Annotated in this window: 21 protein-coding genes; 19 read left to right on the forward strand and 2 right to left on the reverse strand. The window is 41.4% G+C overall.

Annotation, left to right across the window (positions count from 1 at the left end; translation table 11 throughout):
* Position 1: 1 nt before the first annotated feature.
* The 6 genes from DWY37_RS04480 to DWY37_RS04505 all read left to right on the forward strand — a co-directional run bounded on the left by DWY37_RS04480 (position 2) and on the right by DWY37_RS04505 (position 7,223).
* Entirely contained in the window at positions 2-1,450 is a 1,449-nt protein-coding gene (locus DWY37_RS04480; RefSeq protein ID WP_118088232.1) for a glycosyltransferase family 2 protein, read from the forward strand.
* 3 nt (positions 1,451-1,453) lie between these two features.
* Positions 1,454-2,620: a beta 1-4 rhamnosyltransferase Cps2T gene (cps2T, locus tag DWY37_RS04485; protein ID WP_118541914.1), complete on the forward strand. Its 1,167-nt coding sequence runs from the start codon at positions 1,454-1,456 to the stop codon at positions 2,618-2,620.
* On the forward strand, positions 2,617-3,321 hold the full coding sequence (locus DWY37_RS04490) for a glycosyltransferase family 2 protein (protein ID WP_118088234.1): 705 nt from the start codon (positions 2,617-2,619) through the stop codon (positions 3,319-3,321). Before cps2T ends, DWY37_RS04490 begins: the two co-directional genes overlap by 4 nt.
* Positions 3,322-3,422: 101 nt before the next feature.
* A complete protein-coding gene (locus DWY37_RS04495) occupies positions 3,423-4,571 on the forward strand; it encodes an LCP family protein (protein ID WP_118544439.1) in 1,149 nt (382 codons plus the stop codon).
* Positions 4,572-4,713: 142 nt separating this feature from the next.
* Positions 4,714-5,775: an SGNH/GDSL hydrolase family protein gene (locus tag DWY37_RS04500; RefSeq protein WP_118542388.1), complete on the forward strand. Its 1,062-nt coding sequence runs from the start codon at positions 4,714-4,716 to the stop codon at positions 5,773-5,775.
* Entirely contained in the window at positions 5,772-7,223 is a 1,452-nt protein-coding gene (locus DWY37_RS04505) for an MBOAT family O-acyltransferase (protein WP_118544438.1), read from the forward strand. The genes DWY37_RS04500 and DWY37_RS04505 overlap by 4 nt, the downstream gene beginning before the upstream one ends.
* Here the strand turns inward: DWY37_RS04505 and DWY37_RS04510 are convergent.
* Positions 7,204-8,178, reverse strand: coding sequence for a glycosyltransferase family 2 protein (locus tag DWY37_RS04510; protein WP_117697452.1), 975 nt, complete (start codon positions 8,176-8,178; stop codon positions 7,204-7,206). The two genes, DWY37_RS04505 and DWY37_RS04510, sit on opposite strands and share 20 nt — an antisense overlap.
* A 193-nt stretch (positions 8,179-8,371) precedes the next feature.
* On the opposite strand from DWY37_RS04510, the gene DWY37_RS04515 reads away from it, so the two are divergent.
* The 5 genes from DWY37_RS04515 (at position 8,372) to DWY37_RS16260 (ending at position 15,048) form a co-directional block, all read left to right on the forward strand.
* Positions 8,372-9,691, forward strand: a complete 1,320-nt coding sequence (locus DWY37_RS04515) for an ArnT family glycosyltransferase (protein WP_158551977.1) — start codon at positions 8,372-8,374, stop codon at positions 9,689-9,691.
* Positions 9,692-9,826: 135 nt separating this feature from the next.
* Positions 9,827-11,653, forward strand: a complete 1,827-nt coding sequence (gene glmS / locus DWY37_RS04520) for a glutamine--fructose-6-phosphate transaminase (isomerizing) (protein WP_117697456.1) — start codon at positions 9,827-9,829, stop codon at positions 11,651-11,653.
* A gap of 635 nt (positions 11,654-12,288) precedes the next feature.
* Positions 12,289-13,776: a S1C family serine protease gene (locus DWY37_RS04525; protein ID WP_117840512.1), complete on the forward strand. Its 1,488-nt coding sequence runs from the start codon at positions 12,289-12,291 to the stop codon at positions 13,774-13,776.
* Positions 13,777-14,197: 421 nt separating this feature from the next.
* Positions 14,198-14,875 (forward strand): GTP pyrophosphokinase, encoded by a 678-nt coding sequence (locus DWY37_RS04530; protein ID WP_117840515.1) that lies wholly within the window; start codon positions 14,198-14,200, stop codon positions 14,873-14,875.
* 38 nt (positions 14,876-14,913) lie between these two features.
* Positions 14,914-15,048, forward strand: coding sequence for a hypothetical protein (locus tag DWY37_RS16260; protein ID WP_256385704.1), 135 nt, complete (start codon positions 14,914-14,916; stop codon positions 15,046-15,048).
* 66 nt (positions 15,049-15,114) lie between these two features.
* Here DWY37_RS16260 and DWY37_RS04535 read toward each other — a convergent pair whose 3' ends face one another.
* Entirely contained in the window at positions 15,115-15,738 is a 624-nt protein-coding gene (locus tag DWY37_RS04535) for a chemotaxis protein CheC (RefSeq protein ID WP_117697461.1), read from the reverse strand.
* 618 nt (positions 15,739-16,356) lie between these two features.
* On the opposite strand from DWY37_RS04535, the gene DWY37_RS04540 reads away from it, so the two are divergent.
* The 8 genes from DWY37_RS04540 (at position 16,357) to DWY37_RS04570 (ending at position 24,742) form a co-directional block, all read left to right on the forward strand.
* On the forward strand, positions 16,357-19,005 hold the full coding sequence (locus tag DWY37_RS04540; RefSeq protein ID WP_117697463.1) for a valine--tRNA ligase: 2,649 nt from the start codon (positions 16,357-16,359) through the stop codon (positions 19,003-19,005).
* 127 nt (positions 19,006-19,132) lie between these two features.
* Positions 19,133-20,422 (forward strand): bifunctional folylpolyglutamate synthase/dihydrofolate synthase, encoded by a 1,290-nt coding sequence (locus DWY37_RS04545; protein ID WP_118542107.1) that lies wholly within the window; start codon positions 19,133-19,135, stop codon positions 20,420-20,422.
* Positions 20,419-20,559 (forward strand): hypothetical protein, encoded by a 141-nt coding sequence (locus tag DWY37_RS15945; RefSeq protein WP_022244427.1) that lies wholly within the window; start codon positions 20,419-20,421, stop codon positions 20,557-20,559. Before DWY37_RS04545 ends, DWY37_RS15945 begins: the two co-directional genes overlap by 4 nt.
* Positions 20,560-20,581: 22 nt before the next feature.
* Positions 20,582-21,964: a tetratricopeptide repeat protein gene (locus DWY37_RS04550; RefSeq protein ID WP_022244426.1), complete on the forward strand. Its 1,383-nt coding sequence runs from the start codon at positions 20,582-20,584 to the stop codon at positions 21,962-21,964.
* Positions 21,965-22,174: 210 nt separating this feature from the next.
* Positions 22,175-22,495, forward strand: coding sequence for an STAS domain-containing protein (locus tag DWY37_RS04555; protein WP_022244425.1), 321 nt, complete (start codon positions 22,175-22,177; stop codon positions 22,493-22,495).
* 23 nt (positions 22,496-22,518) lie between these two features.
* Complete coding sequence (gene spoIIAB / locus DWY37_RS04560; protein ID WP_117697634.1) at positions 22,519-22,950, forward strand: anti-sigma F factor; 432 nt, start codon at positions 22,519-22,521, stop codon at positions 22,948-22,950.
* A 7-nt stretch (positions 22,951-22,957) separates the two neighbouring features.
* Complete coding sequence (locus DWY37_RS04565; RefSeq protein WP_118056454.1) at positions 22,958-23,680, forward strand: SigF/SigG family RNA polymerase sporulation sigma factor; 723 nt, start codon at positions 22,958-22,960, stop codon at positions 23,678-23,680.
* A 117-nt stretch (positions 23,681-23,797) separates the two neighbouring features.
* Complete coding sequence (locus DWY37_RS04570; protein ID WP_022244422.1) at positions 23,798-24,742, forward strand: magnesium transporter CorA family protein; 945 nt, start codon at positions 23,798-23,800, stop codon at positions 24,740-24,742.
* The last annotated feature ends 19 nt before the right edge of the window (positions 24,743-24,761 follow it).

Consider the following 24,761-nt stretch of genomic DNA (forward strand, 5'->3'; position numbering starts at 1 on the left):
AATGGGATTAACGAAAAAGGCTGCATATGCAGTTGGAATGATACGCAAGCATGGACTCCGAGGACTGGCGATTAAAGTAATGGAAACAAAATATGAGCCCATAGACCATGAATATACGAAAAACTGGCAGAATTATATGGTGACAAAAGAAGAATGGAAGGTGCAGCGGAATACGTTGTTTGAACATATGCCGCTGGTTTCTGTTGTAGTACCATTATATGAGACACCGGAATGCTTCTTACGGGAACTGATAGAGGGCATGCTGGGACAGTCCTATGAAAACTGGGAACTGTGTCTTGCAGATGGAAGCCCTACCGATAAAATCGAACGTTTTCTTGCAGAAAATTATAAAGAGGATGCAAGAATACGTTACCGCAGACTGTTGGAAAATGGTGGGATTTCAGAGAATACCAATGAGGCAGTTGCGATGGCAATAGGTGAATATATCGGATTATTGGACCATGATGATGTGCTGGCTGCCAATGCCCTTTATGAAGTGGTGAGGATGTTAAATGCCCATCCGGATGCACAGGTGATTTATTCCGATGAAGATAAAATTGATGCAGAATCCGGGATACACAGCCGGCCACATTTTAAGACGGATTATAATCCGGAATTGCTGATGCATTATAATTATATCTGCCATTTTCTGGTGGTAAAGAAGACCATGCTAGAGAAGGTGGGGGATTTCAATCCCTGCTATGATGGTGCCCAGGACTATGAACTGGTGCTCCGCCTGACGGAGCAGACGGATGCCATTTATCATATTCGAAAGATTCTTTATCATTGGAGAATACACAGTGGTTCCACGGCAGGCAGTTCCCTGTCCAAGGATTATGCCTATGATGCGGGAAAGCGGGCATTGGAAGCTTACGTGCAGAGGCGGAAAATCCCGGCAGAGATTAAAGAAGCCCAGGGGCATAATTCTTATGAAGTGATTTATGAACAGGAAGTTCCGGAGCCGGAGCTTATTAATCTTGCGGAAATAAAGGAAAAAGATGCTTTAAATGAACTGGTAGAAAACAGCACAAGGGAATATCTTTTCATTTATGACAGCCGTCGCACCAGATTGCTTGGGGAGAGAGAACGAAAAGAACTGGCACAATATGCCTGTTTAAATAAAGTGGGACTGACAGGTGTCCGGTTTAAAAAACACCGGAAGTTAGTTTCGGCAGGCATTGGCGTATTACCGGATGGAAAGATGGGATATCTTTTTGAAAAACTTCCGGTCTGCTTCAAGGGATATTTCAACCGGGCAGTGCTTCCGCAGAATGTCAGCGCCGTTCCGCTGGAACAGTGTATCATAAAGAAAGAAGCATATCTTAAGGCTGGCGGAATTGCGCTGGATAAAGAACCGTTAGAGCGGGCAATAGATTTTGCCGGACGTCTGAAAAAAGCGGGATATCAGATTATGCTGGATGCAAAACTTACAGCAGTTTATAAGGGATAGAAAATGAAACATGTATTTATTATAGGCAGTAAAGGAATTCCGGCGGCTTACGGCGGGTTCGAGACATTTGTAGAGAATCTGACCGGACAGGCAGTCAGTGAAGAAATTCAGTACCATGTGGCGTGTATGTCCGACCATAATGAAGAATTTACTTATCATAATGCGAAATGCTTCCGGGTGAAGGTGCCGGATATCGGACCAGCGAGAGCCGTGTATTATGATTTGGCAGCATTTCGTTACTGCATTCAGAAAATTAAAAAAGAAAAGATAGAGGATGCCGTTGTCTATGTGCTGGCATGCAGAATAGGACCATTTGTGGGGCACTTTAAAAGGCAGCTGCACCGGTTGTCTGGTACACTTTATGTAAACCCGGATGGACATGAATTTATGCGGGCAAAATGGAATAAATGGATTCGTAAATACTGGAAATATTCGGAAAAGGGAATGGTAAAGCATGCAGATTTATTAGTCTGTGATTCAAAGAATATTGAACAGTATATCAGGGATGAATATCATAAATATCAGCCGAAGACCACATTTATCGCATATGGAACACTATCTTATAAAGCAGGTGAACCAACAGAGGAGTTGCTGGCATGGTATCAGAAGTTTGATATCAGAAAAGAAAATTATTATCTTATCGTCGGAAGATTTGTCCCGGAAAATAATTACGAGACAATGATTCGGGAATTTATGGCATCTGATTCCACAAAAGATCTTGTAATCATCACAAATGTGGAAGAAAATGCTTTTTATGAAAGTTTAAAAGAGAAAACCGGCTTTTTAAATGATAAGCGGATTAAATTTGCAGGAACCGTGTATGATGCTGCATTGCTGGCAGAAATCCGCTACTTTGCTTATGGATATTTCCATGGACATGAGGTGGGAGGAACCAATCCATCCCTTCTTGAGGCACTCAGTACCACAAAACTGAACCTGCTTTTAGATGTGGGCTTTAATAAAGAAGTGGGGGAAGATGCCGCACTGTACTGGAATAAGAAAAACGGAAATCTTGCCACACTGATTCAGAAGGCGGATACTATGGATGAAGCAGAGCGGGAAGAGCTTGGCCGGAAAGCGAAGGACAGAATGAAGAAATGGTATAGCTGGGAAGCAATTGTACAGCAGTATGAAACACTGTTTTTTACAGGAGAGGAAGAGAGAGAATGATATCGGTCTTAGTAGTAACCTATAACGGAGAAACCTATATCAGAGAACAGATAGACAGCATACTTAAAAATATCGGACTGGGTGATGAACTGGTGGTATCGGATGATGGTTCACTGGATACTACGAGGGAAATCCTTAAGTCCTATCAGGAACAGGATGCCAGAATCCGTGTTATGGAAGGACCGGGTGAAGGCGTTATTGCCAATGTGGAAGCAGGACTTAGGGCGTGCCGGGGCGATTATATTTTCCTTGCAGACCAGGATGATGTCTGGATGCCGGATAAAGTAGAGAAAGTCATGGAAGTATTCCGGAGGAAGAAAGCCATGGTTGTGGTTCATGATGCCAGAGTGACAGATGCTGCATGCAAAGAGACACTGATGCCGTCCTTTTTTGTTTACCGCCACAGTGGAAGAGGTGCGATTAAAAATATGATTAAGAATACCTATATGGGCTGCTGCATGGCATTTCGGAAAGAGGTATTGGATGCAGTACTTCCGATTCCGAAGGATGTTACCATGCATGATCAGTGGATTGGTGTGAAATGTGATTTGAAATATCACCGCACGGTATTTTTAAAGGAGCCATTGATTCTTTACCGGAGGCATGAAAAAAATGTATCTGATTTTTCCCATAACAGCGTAGGTGTAATGATTAAGAATCGATTAATTTTTCTGAAACGGATCTTAAGCTATCATGGATAATATTGACACAAAAAGTGTTTTGTTATATATTAATTTCAATTGTTTTGAAAAATGAATAAAAACTGTTTAACATCAGGAAAATAAGATAATGGAGATGACTTATGAGTACAAGTAGTAATAATAGAAACCGTAAAAGAAAGAAAATGACCAGACGTCAGAGAAGAAAGAGAAAATTGATGCTTTTTATAGTAGAAGTACTGGTTATCTTAATTCTTCTGGCAGCATTATTTGTAATTATTAAATTAAATAAACTCAATAATACCGGTGATTTGGATGAAGATAAGCTGAATATTAATATTGATGCCAAAACCCAGGAATTGTTAGATGGTTATACGAACATTGCATTATTTGGTATTGATAACCGCAGTACCGGCAAATATGAGTCCGGAAACAGTGACTGTATCATGATTGCAAGTATTAATAATGATACGAAGGAAGTAAGACTGATATCGGTTTACCGTGATTCTTTCCTGGCAGTAGATGATGATGACGATTTAAGAAAACTCAATGCAGCATATGCAAAAGGCGGTCCGACCGGTGCAGTTGCAGCATTGAATAAGAATCTTGATCTGGATATTAAAGAGTATGTAGCTGTGGACTTTAATGCAGTTATGGAAGTGGTAGATGCACTGGGTGGAATTGAACTTGATATTAGTTCCAAAGAAGCAGAAACCATGAAAATATATATCAATGAGATGAATGAGGTAATGGGAACCAATGGAACAGCCGTTTCCGGACCTGGACTTCAGACAGTGAACGGAATCCAGGCATTGGCTTATTGCCGTGACCGTTACAGCGGTGGTGATGACTACGGCCGTACCGAGCGTCAGAGAACCGTTATCAGTAAAATAGTCGAGAAGGCAAAAGCAGCCAGTCTTCCTACATTAAATAAGGTGATTGATGAATTATTCCCGGATATTTCCACAAGTCTTAGCAGTTCTGAAATATTGGGACTGGCAGCAGGCATCAAAGACTACGAACTGGCAGATACACAGGGCTGGCCATTCCAGCTTACGACAGAGCGTATGGGAGGAAAGCTTGGCGATGTAGTAGTTCCTACAGATCTGGAAACCAATGTAAATTTACTGCATCAGTATTTATTTGATGTAGAAGATTATGAGACAACACAGACCGTAAAGAATATCAGTAAATCCGTAATCAATGAGACTGGAAAGACTGCTTCGGATACAGTAAGGGATACAAATCCGTTTACGGCAGAGGACACAGAGGCGGATACCCAGACACAGTAAAGAAAGATAAATAAAAATATTCATAGGAAAAGCTGTCTGGAATAGGACAGCTTTTCTTTCGCAGGAAATAAGGAAGAGACGAAAAAGAGACGGAAAACGAATTCAGAAAAGTTGTTTCTTATATCATGACAGGAGGTTCTCCATGGCGGGAAGAACATCGGAAAAAGGGAATACAACAGGAAAAACAATATTCTGCTTTATCGGAAAGGTAATAGGAGCTGGAATTACAGCATTTGCAATTCTGGCGCTTTTTTGCGTATTTTATTACAACCCTCCGGTACATGAACCATGTGGAAATGGAGTGACCAGCTATGTAAGACAGGCAGATACGTTCTGGGCGAGAGGAACGGAAGGTTTTGCCATGGGAACTACAGATGACAGTGGTTATAACAACAGTTATCCGGCGGATGGAAGAAAGACTGCTATTTTAATGATGGGTTCTTCCCAGACGGAAGGACTGTATGTCAACGAGGATAATTGTGTATCTTATTTGCTAAATGAGAAATACGCCGAAGATGGAAGCAACCGGTATGTATACAACGTGGGAATGTCAGCCCATACCATTTACCGTAATATCAGTAATTTGGAAAATGCCCTTAAGGTTTATCGGCCTGCTGAATATGTTGCGTTAGAGACCGGAACACTGGCAATGAATCCGGTAGAAGCTGCGCAGGCATTGAACCATGAAATGCCTGAGCTGACAGCGGGAAGCGGAATACCGGCACTGGAAGTATTAGAAAAGAATCCTTATATCAAGCTGCTGTATCAGCAGTATAAGAATCTGCAGAGCCAGAACAATGGCGAAGCAGATGTAACGATTACGGAAAATGCAGGATATGATGTATTTGGTGATGACACCTATGCGGCCACGGAGGAACTGCTTGCCTATATCAGCAGGACAGCGGAAGAAGCAGATGTTCAGGCGGTGATTTATTATATTCCGGATATGACATTGACAGAGGATGGTAGTTATGAATGCTCTGCAAGTGTGGACACCAGAGATACTTTTGCAGAATTATGTGGAAAATATAATATTATTTTTGCGGACATGACAGATTCCGTAGAGGAAGCCTATGTGAAAGAGCATATCGTAGCCAGTGGATTTGATAATACAACAGTTGGCTATGGGCATCTTAATGCATATGGACATGAGCTTCTGGCACAGTGCATTTATGATGCAATCGGAGAGGAGGAGCAGAGATGAGTTTTGCAAGTGTAAGCTTTTTACTGTTTTTTCTTGTAGTGCTTCTTCTTTTACTTCTTGTACAGAGGGTGCTGCCTTTTGCGGAAATAAAGCGCCGCATCATATGCCAGGGAATCCTTCTGATAGCCAGTTATGTTTTTTATGGCTGGTGGAATATGCGGCTTTGCCTGCTTTTGATGGGAATTACCTGGATTTCCTTTTTTACCGCAGTTAAAAAAGATGAAAAGCATCTGCGGCAGAGCCGGATTTCTTTTCTGATTGGAGTAGGTACGCCTTTGGCGGTCCTTGGAATTTTTAAATATTATGATTTCTTTGTGACTTCCTTTTGTGATGTGTTTCATCTGACACCGGGAGTGCTGAATCTGATTCTTCCGGTAGGAATTTCCTTTTATACCTTTCAGGCATTGAGCTATACCATTGATGTCTATACCGGGAAGATAGAAAAAGAAAAAAGCTTTTTGCAGTTTGCGTTGTACTTAAGTTTTTTTCCACAGCTTGTAGCGGGACCGATTGTAAAAGCATCGGAGTTTCTGCCACAGCTTAAGGAGAACCGGAAGGTTACACTTGCGGGACTGGAAAGTGGAATACAGATATTTGTATTTGGTATGTTTAAGAAAGTGGTATTGGCGGACAATATTTCTGTATTTGTGGATGAAGTATATCGTAGTCCCCAGATATTTGGTTCCGGAACGGTTGCACTGGCAGTAGCAGCCTATGCCATTCAGATTTATATGGATTTTTCCGGTTATTCGGATATGGCAATCGGCTGTGCAAAATGTATGGGCTATGAATTACCGGTGAACTTTAACCTTCCATATATATCCCATAATGTCAGTGAGTTCTGGAAACGGTGGCATATCAGCCTTTCAAGCTGGCTGATGCAGTATCTTTATATTCCGCTGGGTGGTAACCGCAAGGGACGTATTCGTACTTATGTAAACCTGATGATAACGATGCTTTTAGGGGGACTCTGGCACGGTGCAGAATGGAGCTTTGTATTGTGGGGTGGTCTCCATGGACTGGCTCTTTGTATCCATAAGGGCTTCCGGAAACTGGCTGGGTATCAGAAAGGGCAGGAGAGAAAGAAAAATGTTCTGGTGGATACCTTATCCATCCTCGGAACGGACATTTTTGTCTGCATCTGCTGGATATTCTTCCGGGCAGAAAATGTGCCGAAGGCATGGCTGGTATTAAAACAGTTATTTGGCTTCCAGGCGGGCATTACACATCCGTACAGCTTTGCCATTGCAGCAATTATTATTCTTTGCATTGCAACAGTGGCTGCATATCTTAGGGCAGCAAAGAAAAAAGAAAAGACCGTCAATGGTTTTTATCCGGTTATGGATTTAAATCATTTCTGGTCTCTTGTGATTTTCTTTGTTGAGATAGGCCTTATCCTTGGTCTGGCTTATGTGAAGGGCAGTCCGTTTATTTATTTTCAGTTTTAGGTAAGGCAGTTTGTGTGTCTGCCATGGAGGTCTTTGGTGTCATCGGTTCATCAATAATGAATGGTGGACGGTTTCTGGTGGCATCATAAATACGCCAGATGTAGGAACCAATAATACCGATGGAAAGCATAATAATTCCCATACCCATTAAAAGTACGATTAATAATGAGGTATAGCCTTCTGCAGTTATAATTCCGGTCATTTTCCGGTAAATTGTAATAAAGAACAGAATGAGTGCAAAGAGAAATACTCCGGCACCGGCTGCAGTGACCATGGTAATCGGAAAGCTGGAGAATCCTATCAGGGAATCCGTGGCAAGTTTTATTTTTTTGTGAAGAGTCCATCGGGAATGTCCGATGGTTCTTTTTTTCCGGATATAAGGAACAGTTGCAGTCTGAAAGCCACTCCACAGGACCTGTCCCATAAGAGAGGTATTTTTTTCCTTCATTGCGACCAGCAGGTCAATGATTTGGCGGTCAATCAGAAAACTGTCAAATCCACCTTTGGGCATGGTGGGAAGTGCAACCTCCTTCATAATATAGGCATAAAGGGAAGAAACAGCTTTCTGTGTAAGAGGTTCCTCACGGTCAGCACGGGTAGCAAGTACTACCTTATTACCATCCCTGTATTTTTCTAACATACTTAAGATTAATTCGGATGGTTCCTGTAAGTCTGCAGCTTTGCGGACAGCACAATCGCCACTGCAGCGGGAGAGTCCTGCAAGAATGGCAGCATGTTCACCAAAATTACGGGATAATTTTAATGGGATAATATGTGTATCCAGGCGGGCAAGCTCGCAGATGACATCATAGGATTTATCTTTGGAACCATCATCAACCATGAGAATTTCATAGTCACAATCTAGTTTACATAAAACCTTTTCCCGCAGATCATTGTAAAGTGGAAGAAGGTTATCATGGTTAAAATACACTGGTATTACAATGGATAGTTTCATAACATTGGCTCCTTTCATAAACTATTACTTCTTGATTCTTTATTATGATAACGTATGTTTTTGTAAAATCAATAGGGTAAAGAAAGTCTTAAGAAAATAGTAAGAGAACTCTTAGTTGTCTGGATAAGTTTTCAGGAGTATAATACCAACGATTCATCATGAAGAAGAAATTAATAATGAAAAGGAAATGAGAATGGAAAAGACAAATCAGACTCTGAAAAGAGGGTACTTAATATGTTTATTTCTGGCATTGACAATTTGGAGTATGGCAACTACTTCCGGAAGCGGGCCGGATGAAGCAATGAAATATGATATCTGTAATTATATAGCGTCCCATGGAAAGCTTCCTGATGGAACGGACCCGGCGCTAAGAAATCCAATCTGGGGAATATCATATGGATTTACTCCGATTCTGTCATATATGATAAGCGGAGTTTTTTTGAAAATAGCTTTTTTATTTACCACAAATGCGTATTGGCTGTATGTGGCAGTCAGATTCACCAGTGTACTTTCCATAACCGGAATGGCATATTTGATGTTTCAGATAGGAGAGTACTTATTTCAAACCAATAGAAGCAGATTTTTGTTCGTAATGTCTGGAACCCTGCTGCCCCAGGTAATGTATCTTGGAAGTTATCTGAATAATGATTCCTTTGCATTATTTACAATTGCATGGATTATTTATGCCTGGCTTAGGGGCAGGGACAGACACTGGGACTGGAAAAGCTGTATCCTATTAGGAACTGGAATAGGGTTATGTGCATTATCTTATTATAATGCCTACGGTTATCTTTTGATGAGTATACCGTTTTTCTTTATTTCCTACTGGAAGGAAAGGCAAATAGAAGGTGAAGGAAAAAGAACTGACATGCATCGGATGTTCAGGATGGCAGCAGTAATTGCTATTGTAGCAATACTTTTAGCTGGCTGGTGGTTTATCCGGAGTGCAATATTATATGATGGTGATTTCCTTGGACTTCGAACAACGGATAAATATGGAGAAATGTATGCACAGCCGGGATTCCGTCCGTCAGAACGGCCGACGCCATATCATCAGGGCTGGTCATGGTACCAGATGTTATTTACTTCCGGCTGGCTGAGAACATCACTGATCAGCTTTATTGGAATATTAAGGACCTGCGACTGGAATCTGATGGGCAGGGGCTATCTGGGGATTGGAATACTTTTTCTTGCTGGAATCATTGGCTATCTGGCAGGCGGGTGGAAAAGAAAAATATTTTCGTCAGACAGACTGCTGCATATCACATTTCTGATATGCATGGTAATTCCATGCGGATTGAGTATTTATTATTCTTTTTATAGTGACTATCAGCCACAGGGGCGGTATCTGATGCCGATGCTGATTCCGTTTCTTTATTTTGTCACGACAGGACTGACTTTGGTACTTGAAAAGATACCACAAAAAGTAAATCGTATGTTATACGGTGGAATTTATATGTTTTTCATATTGATATCTGCAGCAAGTTTTTATTATGTTCATGCGCTGATATAGATTTCAAAAAAGGACTGGATAATCCCCGGTTTTTCTTATATAATGTCAAAAGGACGATAAAGACAGTTCTATAAAAGATAGGATGAAACAACAGCAATTGGAATAGAATGTAAAAGAAAAGCAGGAGGAAGAATTATGTGCGGAATTGTTGGATATATAGGGAAGAAACAGGCTGCACCAATTTTGTTGGATGGACTTTCAAAACTGGAGTACCGTGGTTATGATTCGGCAGGTATGGCAATCTTTGATGGGAAGAAGATTAACATGGCTAAGGCGACCGGAAGATTAAAGGTATTATCTGAGCTGACCCATGAGGGTGCTACCTTGCCGGGAACGGTTGGAATCGGTCACACACGCTGGGCAACCCATGGTGCACCGAGTGATATCAATGCGCATCCACATTTCAATGAAGCCGGTACGATTGCTGTGGTACACAATGGTATCATTGAAAACTATATGAAATTAAAGAAAAAGTTATCAGAAAAAGGCTATAAGTTTCGGTCAGACACGGACACTGAGGTTGTGGCCCAGCTGCTGGATTATTACTATACCGGGAATCCATTGGAGACCATTACCAAGGTCATGCATCGTGTGGAAGGTTCTTATGCACTGGGAATTATCTTTGCAGAGAATCCGGATGTTATCTATGCAGTCCGTAAGGACAGCCCTCTGATTGTAGGAAGAGGTGAGGGGGAGAATCTGATTGCATCCGATGTCCCGGCAATTTTAAAATATACCAGAGATGTATATTTTATTGAAAATGAAGAAATTGCCCGCCTCTCCGAGGAAAAAATAGAATTCTTTAATGTAGACGGGGAATCTATCGAAAAAGAATGCAAACATATCGAGTGGGATATTCATGCAGCAGAAAAAGGCGGCTATGAGCATTTCATGTTAAAAGAAATGAATGAACAGCCAAAGACCATAAGAGATACCATCAGTCCACGTATCAAGGATGGCAGAATTGTCATCGATGAGCTTGGAATGAGTGACGAAGAAATCAGAAATATCAGCAGAATTCACATTGTTGCCTGCGGTTCTGCTTATCATACCGGATTTACCAGTAAGTATATTTTCGAAGGAATGGCAAGAATTCCGGTAGATGTAGATGTGGCATCCGAGTTCCGCTACCGGAATCCGATTTTAGAGGATGGAGCCCTTGTCATTATTATCAGTCAGTCCGGAGAGACAGCAGATTCCCTGGCGGCACTCCGTATGGCAAAAGAGCGTGGTGTTAAGACCCTTGGTATTGTAAACGTAGTTGGAAGCTCCATTGCAAGAGAGGCAGATAAAGTAATGTATACCTGGGCTGGACCGGAAATTGCAGTTGCAACTACAAAGGCATACAGTGCACAGCTTGTGGCACAATATCTTCTGGCAATTAAATTTGCACAGGTTCGTGGTAAAGTTACGGAAGCAGAAGTAGGAGAAATGCTTCGTGACCTTAAGAAGCTGCCGGATCAGGTAGAAATGTTACTGAGCCATAAAGAGAAGATCCAGAAATTTGCCAACCGTTTCATTGCAGCTAAGGATATTTTCTTTATCGGAAGAGGAATTGATTATGCGATTTCCATGGAAGGCTCTTTAAAATTAAAAGAGATTTCCTATATTCATTCTGAGGCATATGCAGCAGGTGAGTTAAAGCATGGAACCATTTCCCTGATTGAAGATGGTACACCGGTCGTTGCAGTGGCAACACAGGATGCACTGCTGAAAAAGACCATCAGCAATATTGTAGAAGTGAAGACCAGAGGCGCATTTGTCATGGCAGTCACCAATGAAGGCAATACAGAGATTGAAAAGACAGCAGATTATGTCATCTATATTCCACAGACCAATGCATATTTTGCCAATTCACTGGCAATTATTCCATTACAGCTGTTCAGCTACTATGTAGCAGTTGGAAAGGGCTGTGATGTGGATAAACCAAGAAATCTTGCAAAATCCGTAACGGTTGAGTAATTTATAGAGCAATTGGAAAAGAAGATGCGGTTTTACTTAGAATTCTATTTCTATGAAAGGACATTTTATTTTGTGCACACTAAAATGCCAGCCGTTCTAAAATTTTGTTTTGCTTGCTTGTAAACTGTCTTTCCGTTGCTTTGACTTAAGATAGCTCCACCGTCCGTTGAATACGGATGCCACATAATGCCTGCAAGGGGCACTAAGGATTTCGGATAAAGTTTAATTCATCTGGCAACCGGCGCATATTCACATCCATGTTCAGATGCGCCTCGCTGGCACGTCCTGTGCCAGCGTTGCCGGGTGCCAGACGAAATCCTAAGTGCCCCTAACAGTCCTTATCAGGCATCCGTACTTCGACGAACGGTGGAGCTATCTATGTCAAACATTGGAAAGACTGTTTTTATAGCAAAAAGCAAAACGAAATATTAAGAACGGTGGTATTTCGGTGTGAAAATAAAATGTCCTTTTTTATAGAAAAAATTCTAATGTAAAATATATCCTCTTTTGCAGAGCTTTTTACAAATTAAACATAAAAGAAACATATTTTTCTCAATAAATAAACACAGAACTGACACAATTTATGGATATTATCATAATCAGAAAGTAACAAAGAGATGAAAGGAGTAATCTTTATGGAAAACAATTATAACAACAATTTTAACTCCAGCTCTCCTTATTCATATAATCAGACGAACCAGCAGACAGGAGACGGAACAAATACTTCATGGAGCAGTCAGGTGAACGGAAATACTTCACAGGGCTACAGTCAGGGAACCCAGTATGGACAGGGAAATGCCTATTATAGTCAGGGAACCCAGTATGGACAGGGAAATGCCTATTATAGTCACGGAACACAGCCATATGGACAGAATCAGCAGAAGAAAAAACGGAAAGAAAAAGTAAAGAAAGAACATGGTAAAGGTGGATTTGGTGTAAAACTTGCAAAATGTGCAGCTATTGCATTAGTCTTTGGATTGATTTCAGGAAGCGTATTTGCGGGAACAAATCAGCTGCTTGGAACGAAGTGGAGCAACTCTGAATCTGCTAAGACAGAGGCTTCCCTGAATAAGAGCAGCAGCGGAGATACCGTTAAGGCAGCAAATACTTCATCCAAAGCAGTAACCGATTTGACGGATGTCTCAGATATTGCAGATAATGTAATGCCATCTATTGTTGCAATTACGAATATGAGTGAAAAACAGGTAAGCACCTGGTATGGATATACTGCATCACAGCCACAGGAAAGCTGTGGTTCCGGAATCATAGTAAGCCAGGATGACCAGTACATCTATGTAGCAACGAATAATCATGTGGTATCCGGTGCCCAAAGTATTACCGTGCAGTTCTCAGATGACAGCACAGTAGCCGCAGAAGTAAAAGGAACAGATGCAGGAAGTGACTTAGCAGTCGTTGCAGTTCCGATTTCCGATATCAGCGCAGACACCTTAAGTACCATTAAGGTTGCAACCCTTGGCAATTCTGATGACTTAAGTGTAGGTCAGGCAGCAGTCGCAATCGGAAATGCGTTAGGTTATGGGCAGTCTGTTACAACCGGTGTTATCAGTGCATTGAACCGAGAGGTGTCCGTAGAAAATGATGACGGTTCTACCACCACCAATGAACTGATACAGACTGATGCGGCTATTAACCCTGGTAATAGTGGTGGCGCATTACTGAATGCCAAGGGTGAAGTAATCGGTATCAGTTCTGTAAAATATTCTGATACCAGTGTAGAAGGTATGGGCTATGCTATCCCGATTAATACAGCGTCTCCGATTATTGAAAAATTAATCAACCGGGAACAGGTGGATGAATCCCGTTCCGCATATCTTGGAATCTCAGGTGTAGATGTATCCTCCGCCGTTGCACAGACCTATAATATGCCGGAAGGAATATATCTCTATCAGGTAAAGGAAGGTTCACCGGCAGAGCAGGCAGGCTTACAGGCAGGAGATATTATCACATCCTTTGATGGAAGCAAGGTTTCATCTACAACAGAATTAAATGATGCGATTAAGTATTGTGCAGCAGGTGATTCTGTAGAAGTTGTATTTGAACGTCAGACAGATGGACAGTATCAGGAACAGACGGTAACCGTAACTTTAGGGCAGAAAAACTAAAAACGGATAACAAAAGGTAACCCTTAGTCATCTATAAAGCAAAGCCACCGATAAGGCAGATAAAACAGCAGTGTCTTAAATATGTTGAAGAAAACATAGACACTGCTGTTTTTTTACTTTACAGGAAATTGCTTTCCTGTAAAGTAAAAAACGCTCCGCGAGGATGCACACTGCGGCGTATAAGGTAGATGTCGCAAGCGACCGCCGCAGGCGCGAGAATGTGCCAAGGCACATTCTTTGTTACGCAAGTAGCGAGAAAAAGTCTGGCAGAAAAGAAGGAGCCAGGTTTGTTTGAGCGAACTTCTTTTCTGCCAGACTTTGGTGAGCGCTGCGAGAACTTTAGAAAAAATTAATAGTTGTTTCGGGTATTTTCTGATATGATAGAAAAGTAAGAAAAATAAACTTATGAGGAAAGTAAAAGATGAATCCATTAGATTTTAGCAGAATAAAAGACGAGGCACATCCGGAGGATTTTTTAAGTGAGATGAAACCCTTTGGGGATTTGATGATGTATTACCGGTGTGCCATGATGGAAGTGGAAACAAAGTTTAAGGTATTAAATGAGCAGTTTTCCACACAATATAACAGGAATCCGATTGAGTCCATAAAAACAAGACTGAAGAAACCGGCAAGTATTATTGAAAAAATCAAACGGAAGAACATTGGATTTTCCATGAAAGCAATTGAGGAGAATATGTTTGATATTGCGGGAGTGCGTGTCATCTGTTCTTTTCAGGAAGATATTTATACTATGGCAGATTTGCTGCTGCAGCAGGATGATATCATTCTGGTAGAGAAGAAAGATTATATTGCACATCCGAAGGATAACGGATACCGTAGTCTGCATCTGATTGTAGATGTGCCGATATTTTTATCGAACGAGAAGCGCCATATGAAAGTGGAGGTGCAGCTCCGGACCATTGCCATGGATTTCTGGGCGAGTCTTGAGCACAAGCTTCGCTATAAGAAACATATTAATAATTCAGAAGAAATAGCAGATAAATTAAAGCATGTTGCAGATGTAATTACAGAAATGGACTGCGAGATGCAGGATATCCGTCATATGATAGAATTTATAGACGATAATACAGAATCGTAGTATACTATAGATATCTGGCACAAGGAGGAGGTAATAAGATGACAGAGGGTGGATTTCTGATTTTCCTTGGAATTTTAATCTTATTTGTAATAATTGTAGCTGTAATAGCGGTAGTAGCCGCAGTATCCGGGGCCGCAGCGGCAATTGCAGATGAGGACAAAGAAGAAGAGTAGAGAAAAAGAACGTTCCTGAATGGAAATTATTCCAGACGGGAACGTCCTTTTTTGTCTTTTACAATGTTATAAATCGATACCAAGTCCTTCAAAAAGCACTTTCATAGAGTCTATTTCAAGAATCAGAATCATGGCACTTTTAATCTGGGTATGGGCAAAACTTAACCGTTCATCAATAAAGAGAACCTGATAATCCAGTCTTGTAAATTCTTTTTCCGGGACAGCCAGAATTTCACCAATGGTACCAAGATGGTTCTGCGGTGGTTCAATATCAATAAAGGTATTTGTCATTTTTGCAATAGAATTTACATAAGCAGCAGTTGTGATGTTTGCCATTTCGCGCAATACGGATAAATCCATATCATTCAGTGAATCAATGGAATCGACATTTTTTTCATAAAAGGTGTTGATAAGCCGGCTGGTAAATTCTTTCTCCACAATCTGAAGCATAACACCATTCATATCACCTTTTACATTTACAGTCATACCAATAGCAGTTTTATCTGCCCCACCAAGATAATCTGCAGCTTTGGCATAATCCATCAGGCAGATATTTGGCACTTCAATATCTACCGGTGTATTTAAGAGGCCTGCCAGTGCAGTAGCAGCATTACCGGAACCGATGTTGCCAATTTCAGCTAGAACGCTTAAATGCATAGAATCCAGTTCTTTTAAATTTAGCATAGACATAAAAACTCTCCCTTTGTCATTACAGTATAAATTTTTCTCGTTTTCGTTTATTATAACATAGGATACAGGCAATGAGAATGGATTTTTATGGCATTTCGAAAGGAATTATAAAGAATTTTGAAGAATAAAAAACTCACCCTTGACAAAAGTGCCTGGCAAATTTAATATAATGCCTAGAGATAAAGGTAATGAGAAAGAGGAGTACATCGGTACGGTTCTAAGAGAGGACGGCTCATCGGCTGAAAGGTTGTCTGAATACGACAGATGGAAGGTAGCTTTCGAACCGGAAGACCCAGAAAGCCTGTAACCGGAATCATATAAAGAATTTCAACAAGGCATAAGTTTTCCCGGCACTCCACGTTACGGAGAAGAGATATGCATAGATACTATGTATAACGAAGGTGGTACCGCGCTGATTCGCCCTTCTTATCCAGTTGGATAGGGAGGGCTTTTTAACTTTACAGAAAATTGTTTTTCTGTAAAGAAAAACATGTGCCTTTAGAACAGCAGTATTTCCTATCAAAAGTCCTAAACCTTTCAGATAACTGAAATGTCTATGAATAAAAATAATGCTTTTACAAATTACGAAACGTCCAATTTAGAAAAAGGAGAACAATTATGAGCAAAGAACTTGCAAAAACCTACGACCCAAAAGGGATTGAAGACCGACTTTATAAGAAATGGGAAGACAATGGATATTTCCATGCACAGGCTGACCGCAGCAAGAAACCGTTTACCATTGTAATGCCGCCGCCAAATATTACCGGACAGCTTCATATGGGACATGCATTGGATAATACCATGCAGGATATATTAATCCGTTACAAGAGAATGCAGGGATATAATGCATTATGGCAGCCGGGAACAGACCATGCAGCCATTGCAACAGAGGTAAAGGTTATTGATTCCTTAAAGAAGCAGGGAATTGACAAGAATGACCTCGGAAGAGAAGGCTTCTTAGAAAAATGCTGGGAGTGGAAGGATGAGTATGGCAGCCGCATCATCAACCAGTTAAAGAAAATGGGTTCTTCCGCAGACTGGAGCAGAGAACGTTTTACCATGGATAAAGGATGCTCTGATGCAGTTCTTGAAGTATTTATAAAATTATATGAAAAAGGTCTTATTTATAAAGGCTCCCGTATTGTAAACTGGTGTCCTGTCTGCAAGACATCTATTTCCGATGCCGAGGTAGAACATGAAGAACAGGATGGCTTCTTCTGGCATATCAATTATCCGGTAGTAGGGGAAGCGGGAAGATTCGTAGAAATCGCAACCACCCGTCCGGAGACTTTATTTGGTGATACTGCAGTAGCAGTAAATCCGGATGATGAACGTTATCAGGATATTATCGGAAAAATGTTAAAGCTTCCGATGACAGACCGTGAGATTCCGGTTATTGCAGACTCCTATGTAGATAAAGAATTTGGAACCGGATGTGTAAAGATTACACCGGCTCATGACCCGAACGACTTTGAAGTGGGAAAACGTCATAATCTGGAAGAAATCGTTGTTATCAATGATGATGCAACCATGAACAGCAAAGCCGGCAAATATGCGGGCATGGACAGATACGAATGCCGGAAAGCACTGGTAGAGGATTTAGAGAAGGAAGGACTTTTGGTAAAAGTTGTTCCGCATTCCCATAACGTAGGAACCCATGACCGCTGTGGCACAACCGTAGAGCCAATGATTAAACAGCAGTGGTTTGTAAAAATGGATGATTTAATCAAACCGGCAGTAGAAGGTGTAAAGAATGGAGATATCAAGCTCCTTCCAAAACGTATGGAGAAAACCTACTTTAACTGGACGGATAATATCCGTGACTGGTGTATTTCCAGACAGCTCTGGTGGGGACATCGTATTCCTGCATATTACTGTGATGAATGCGGAGAAATGGTAGTATCTAAGAACGCACCGGAGAAATGCCCGAAGTGCGGCTGCACCCATATGACACAGGATCCGGATACTCTGGATACCTGGTTCTCTTCTGCATTATGGCCATTTTCAACCTTAGGCTGGCCGGAGAAAACAGAAGACTTAGATTATTTCTATCCGAATGATGTATTAGTAACCGGATACGATATTATTTTCTTCTGGGTAATCCGTATGATTTTCTCAGGATATGAGCAGATGGGCAAAGCACCATTCCATACTGTATTATTCCACGGACTGGTTCGTGATTCCCAGGGCCGTAAGATGAGTAAATCTCTTGGAAATGGAATTGACCCGTTAGAGGTTATTGATAAATATGGTGCAGATGCCTTGAGACTGACACTGATTACCGGAAATGCACCGGGAAATGATATGCGTTTCTACTGGGAGCGTGTAGAAGCATCCCGTAACTTTGCCAATAAAGTGTGGAATGCATCCCGTTTCATTATGATGAACTTAGAGGGCATGGAGGTAACAGAGCCTGCAATTTCTGACCTGGCACCGGAAGATAAATGGATTCTTTCAGCAGTTAATACATTGACCAAAGATGTAACAGAAAATATGGATAAATTCGAACTTGGTATTGCAGTACAGAAAGTATATGACTTTATCTGGGATGAATTCTGTGACTGGTATATCGAGATTGCCAAAGTTCGTACTTATAAGAAAGACGAGGATGCCAGGGCTGCCAACAGTGCACTCTGGACACTTCGTACTGTATTAGGACAGGCATTAAAATTATTACATCCATATATGCCATTTATCACAGAAGAAATCTACTGTACCTTAAATCCGCAGGAAGAGACCATTATGCTGGCTGACTGGCCGGTTTACAAAGAAGAGTGGAATTTCTCGGCAGAAGAAGAGATGCTTGCTCATGTAAAAGAGCTGGTAAAAGGCATCCGTAACTTAAGAACAGAGATGGATGTTCCACCATCCAGAAAGGCAAAGGTATTTATCGTATCTGAAGACAAAGCACTTTGTGAGACCTTCGAGAGCATGAAGAAAACATACCAGAATCTTATCAGTGCCAGCGAGATTGATGTCCAGTCCGATAAGGCAGGAATCGGAGAAGATGCAGTATCCGTAGTTATTCCGGGAGCTGTTGTATACATGCCGTTGGAAGACCTGGTAGATATGGAAAAAGAAAAAGAGCGTCTTTTGAAAGAAGAAGAGCGTCTTAAGAAAGAACTTGCCCGCTCCCACGGCATGTTAAATAATGAGAAGTTTGTAAGCAAGGCACCTGCTGCAAAGATTCAGGAAGAGAAAGATAAGCTTGCAAAATATGAGCAGATGATGGCTACCGTACAGGAGCGTCTGGCTCAGATGAAATAGTTACAAAAGTTAAAAGACAGGTATTGTCGATTCGCCGCAGTTTCTGCGGCGAAAACTTTTTATGGAAACAGGATAACCTCTTGAAAAAATTTTCCACTATATTATACTTAGAAAAGTGGTGACAAAAATGACTTATGAAGAGATTTGCAATTATATATATGAAATACCAAAGTTCACAAAGAAAAACAGTTTAGAGCATACGAAAGAGATTCTGCGGAGGCTTTCTATCAGAGAGCATCAGTTTGAAATCATCCATGTGGCAGGAAGCAATGGCAAGGGAAGTGTGTGTGCATTTATCAATCAGGTGCTGGTGGAACATGGATATGAAGTGGGACTCTTTACTTCTCCGCACCTTGTATGCATGGAAGAACGTTTCGTAATCAATGGCGAAAAGTGCAGTCAGGAAGAATTTGTAGAAAGCTTTGAGGCAGTGCAGAAGGTGGTAGAGCAGATGGAAGCAGAAGGACTGCCGCATCCAGCATTTTTTGAATATCTTTTTGCCATGGGCATGTATCTTTTTCAGAAGCGGAAAGTACATTATCTTATTTTAGAGACCGGACTTGGCGGAAGGTTAGATGCAACGAATGTATTTGAGGAACCGTTGCTTACGATTATTACATCTATCAGTCTCGAGCATACACAGATTTTAGGAGATTCCATTGAAGCAATTGCAGGAGAAAAGGCAGGGATTATCAAAGAAGGCGTTCCTGTTATCTTTGATGGAAGTAATGAAACAGCGGCAGAAGTGATAAGGCAGACTGCAAGGGCAAAAAGAGCACCTTATTACTGTATTTCTTTAGAAAGTCTTAAAATTCATAAAATAACCGGGAAAACTATTGATTTTTGTTATACCAATGGGTATGATGTTGTTGATTTGAAAATCCCGTTTCCGGCAGAATATCAGATGATGAATGCGTCACTGGCATATCGGGCGTTATCTGTCCTTCAGGTGGAAACCGGAATTGGAAAAGCAGAGATTATCTCTGCAATGGAACATACCAGATGGATGGGCAGAATGCAGCAGGCAGAGCCATTTATCTATTTTGATGGAGCACATAATGCAGATGGTATTGCCCACTTTGTGAAAAATGTGCAGAAGATTGCGGAAGAAAAGCCAGTTCTTCTTTTTTCCATGATGGAAGAGAAGAATCATAAAGAAGCAGTAAAAGTACTGTGCAAGGAAGTTTCGTGGGATAGTATTGTACTGACCCGCATCCCGGACAGCCGTGGAATTGACCCATTGAAATTGCAGGATGAATTTATGGCAAACGGCCGGGAAACAGTAGTAATAGAAGACTGTGCACAGGCATACAGATATGTAAAGGAATACAGGAAGGACAACCAGATGGTATTCTGTGCGGGTTCCCTGTATTTGATTGGAGAATTGGAAAAGATAGCAGGAGGAAATGAAGCATGATAGATTTTGAAGAAGAATTAAAGAAATTCAAACCAAGCCTGGAAGTAGAAGAGGCAGAGGAAGCTATTTACAATCAGGACTTAACGGATATGACAGACATTTTAAGAGAAATGATGAAAGAAGCAAGACGACAGTAGAATTCGTTAAGTGAGGTAAAGTATGAAATGTTATAATTGCGGAGCAGATCTGACAGGGGACAACCGTTGTCCGAACTGTGGAATTGACGTAAAAGTATATAAGAAAATTGTGATGACCTCTAATTATTATTATAATCAGGGATTAGAGCGAAGCAATGTCCGTGATTTATCCGGAGCGATTGAAAGTCTTAAGAAGAGTCTTCGGTTTGATAAGACGAACATTCAGGCAAGAAATCTCCTGGGACTGGTACTTTTTGAGACCGGTGAGGCGGTATCTGCCATGGGTGAATGGGTGATTAGTAAGAGCCTTCAGCCAAAGGATAATGATGCAGGACGTTATCTGGACGCTGTGCAGAAGAATCCGGCACAGTTAGAAACGGTAAATCAGACCATTAAGAAATACAATCAGGCATTGTTATATTGCAGACAGAATAGTACAGATCTTGCAATTATCCAGTTGAAGAAGGTATTGTCCTTAAACCCGAAACTGGTAAAGGGACATCAGCTGCTGGCTCTTTTGTACATGAAAGAGAATAAATTCGAGCAGGCAAAGAAGTCATTGCGGGCAGCTATGAAAATTGATTCCAGCAATACGATTACACTGCGTTACATGAAAGAGACCAATCAGATGCTGCGCAGTGCCAACAGCGGTAAGAAGAAAAAGAAAGAAGATGACCTTATTTCCTATAAGAGTGGAAATGACCTCATTATCCAGCCGACAAAATTCAAAGATACTTCAGGTTTTGCCACAATACTGACCATTTTGCTTGGGGTGGCAATTGGTGTTGCAGTCACCTGTTTCCTTGTAGTGCCAAGTGTAAGACAGAAGGCAAAGAGTGATGCCAATACGTCAGTGGTTCAGGCAAATGATACCATAACCACGAAGAATCAGCAGATTACCAATCTGGAAAATCAGATTGATGACCTGAACCAGCAGGTGTCTTCTGCAAAAAGCGATTCCGAGGAGACTTCCAATAAGATTAACAGCTATGACCAGCTGCTTTCAGCATATAAATCCTTCCAGGAGGGAGATATTACAGCAGCAGGAGATGCACTTTCCGGTGTGAAGGAAGAAAACCTTTCCGATACCGCAAAGGAAATTTATCAGAATATCAACGCAACTGTAAATGACCAGTATCTTCAGGTGACTTATGCAGACAGTTATCAGGCATACAGTAATTATAACTATGAAGAAGCGAAGACCGGATTTGAAAAGGTAGTAGAGATGGATGAGGCATACCAGGATGGCAATGCGATTTATTATCTGGCACAGACCTACCGGAATCTGGGCGAGAATGAAAAAGCCATCGAATACTATCAGAAAGTGATTGATGGTTATCCGAATACGGAACGTGCAGCCAATTCTTCCCGCTATCTGGAAGAATTACAGAATGCAGAACAGTAACAGAATAAAGAAAAACAGTTTACAAAAGACGTCAGGCAGATTGCCGGGCGTCTTTTGTAGTTTACAGGAAATTGCTTTCCTGTAAACTACAAAACGCACCGCGAGGATGCACACTGCGGCGTATAAGGTAGATGTCGCAAGAGACCGCCGCAGGCGCGGGAATGTGCCAGGGCACATTCTTTTTACGTAATGTATATGGAGGATAGAAGAATGGAATTTAAGTATGAATTAGAAAATGGATGTCTTACCATCCGGGTGCCAAAGGAGTTGGATCATCATTGCGCCACACAGCTGCGGGCAGAGGCAGATTTACTGATTGATTCTTACCGGGTTAACAAACTGGTTTTTGATTTTGCCGGTACAGAATTTATGGACAGCTCAGGAATTGGCGTGGTAATCGGAAGGTGCCGGAACATGAATTACAGCGGCGGAAAAGTGGTGGCAGAGAATATGAATGAGCGGATCCGGAAAATTTTTGTGGTATCAGGTCTGCATAAACTGGTTCAGATGAAAGAAGGGGAGAAGAAGTAGGTATGAAAATGGAGGCTGTAAATATGGAAAGAAGAAATGAGATGAAACTGGAATTTGAGGCATTATCCGTAAATGAAGGATTTGCCAGAGTAGCGGTAGCAGCATTTTGCGCCCAGATGAATCCCACACTGGATGAGTTAGAGGATATTAAAACTGCGGTATCGGAGGCGGTAACCAATGCCATTATCCATGGCTATGAAGAAAAGGAAGGAACGGTAGTGATGCAGTGCTGTCTTTCCGGAAGTACCGTACATATTACCGTAAAAGACAGCGGGAAGGGAATTGCGGATATTGAACGGGCAAAGGAGCCGTTTTTTACGACAAGGCCGGAGCTGGAGCGGTCCGGTATGGGCTTTTCTTTTATGGAGGCTTTCATGGATGAAGTAGAAGTACGGTCAAAGGTCGGAGAAGGAACTGTTATAAAAATGAAAAAAAATCTGGTGCGGGAAAGTTAAGTGGAGAATGGAACAGACAATTGCTTATATCAAACGGGCACACAAAGGGGATAAGCAGGCAAGAGATACGCTGGTGCTTGGAAATCAGGGACTGGTCTGGAGTGTGGTACAAAGATTTTTAGGAAGAGGACATGATAAAGAAGAACTGTTTCAGATTGGATGCATCGGACTGATGAAGGCAGTGGATAAATTTGATGTAAGTTATGAGGTATGCTTTTCCACTTATGCAGTACCGGTGATTATGGGAGAAATCCGCCGCTTCCTGAGGGATGATGGCATGGTGAAGGTCAGCAGGAGCATGAAAGAAAAAGGCTATCTTATCAGCAATGCAAGAAAGGAACTGACAGACATGCTTGGAAGGGAGCCGGAGTTAAAGGAACTGGCAGAAAAAACCGGGCTTTCGGAGGAAGAGATTGTCCTTGCAGTGGAAGCCAATGGAGAAGTAGAATCCATTTACCAGAGCGTCTATCAGTCAGATGGCAGTGAAATCTATCTATTAGACCGGTTAAAGGATAAGAAGAATGCGCAGGAAGAACTGGAAAATAAGCTTCTGATAGAAGAATTGCTGCAACAGTTATCCGGAAGGGAGCAGCAGCTGATTAAGATGCGTTATTTTGAAAATGCCACGCAAAGCCAGATTGCAGCAAAGCTTGGCACCAGTCAGGTGCAGGTCAGCCGCATGGAGAAGAAAATATTACTACAGATGAGAAAATATATGAGCCAGGGTTGACAAACAAAGGGGGTGGAAATATACTAAAAAAGGATTAAGCAAGATTCCCTTGTCAAAGTGTTCCGGCTTTGATGGGGACTTTTTTTTACAGGAAAAGAAGAGAAAGGAAGTGGAAAGATGATTAAGTACTATTGCAGTGAACAGAACCGTATCACCGAAATTGAATCACCAGGGGAGGATTGCTGGATATCCCTTGTAAATCCAACAGAGGCAGAAGTCGCAGCAATGGTAAATCAGTATGGAATTGATGCAGATGCCATGCGTTCTGCACTGGATACGGACGAGCGCTCGCGTATTGAAACAGACGAGAATTATACCATGGTATTGGTTAATATCCCGAATATTGAAACCCATAATGATAAGGAACTTTATGATACTATTCCACTTTCTATTTTTGTGGTAAAAAAAGCAGTCATTACAGTAAGTCTTGAAAAGACTCCGATATTAGAAGCATTTGCTAATGGTACGGTGCGGGATTTTAATCCTGCCATGCGTTCCCGCTTTGTGCTTCAGATTTTGTACCGGACATCCTCTCTTTTCTTACAGTACTTAAGAAGTATTGACCGCCAGAGTGAAATTGTGGAAAACAAGCTGCACAAGTCCACACAGAACCGGGAGTTAATCGAGCTTTTGAAACTGGAAAAGAGTCTGGTTTACTTTACGACAGCACTCCGCTCCAATGAGGTGGTACTGGAAAAATTATTTAAAAATGACAATATTAAAAAATATCAGGAAGATGAAGAACTTCTTGAGGATGTTATTGTTGAAAACAAGCAGGCAATTGAGATGGCAAATATTTACAGCGGCATTTTGAGCGGAATGATGGATGCTTTTGCATCAGTTATTTCCAACAATCTGAATGTGGTAATGAAGGTGCTTGCCATAATTACAGCTGTACTTTCTGTTCCGACTATGATATTCTCAGCATATGGCATGAATGTGGCTGCAAAGGGAATGCCGTTCGCAGAGAGTCCTTATGGATTTCTTATTATCGTATTAATCGCAGTGGTATGCAGTCTCATTGTTGCATTAATCTTTGCTAAGACAAAGATGTTTAAATAAAAGTAGGGGATGGAAGGTA

The organism is Roseburia sp. AF25-13LB, assembly GCF_003478915.1.
Classification (GTDB): Bacteria; Bacillota; Clostridia; order Lachnospirales; family Lachnospiraceae; genus Roseburia_C; species Roseburia_C amylophila.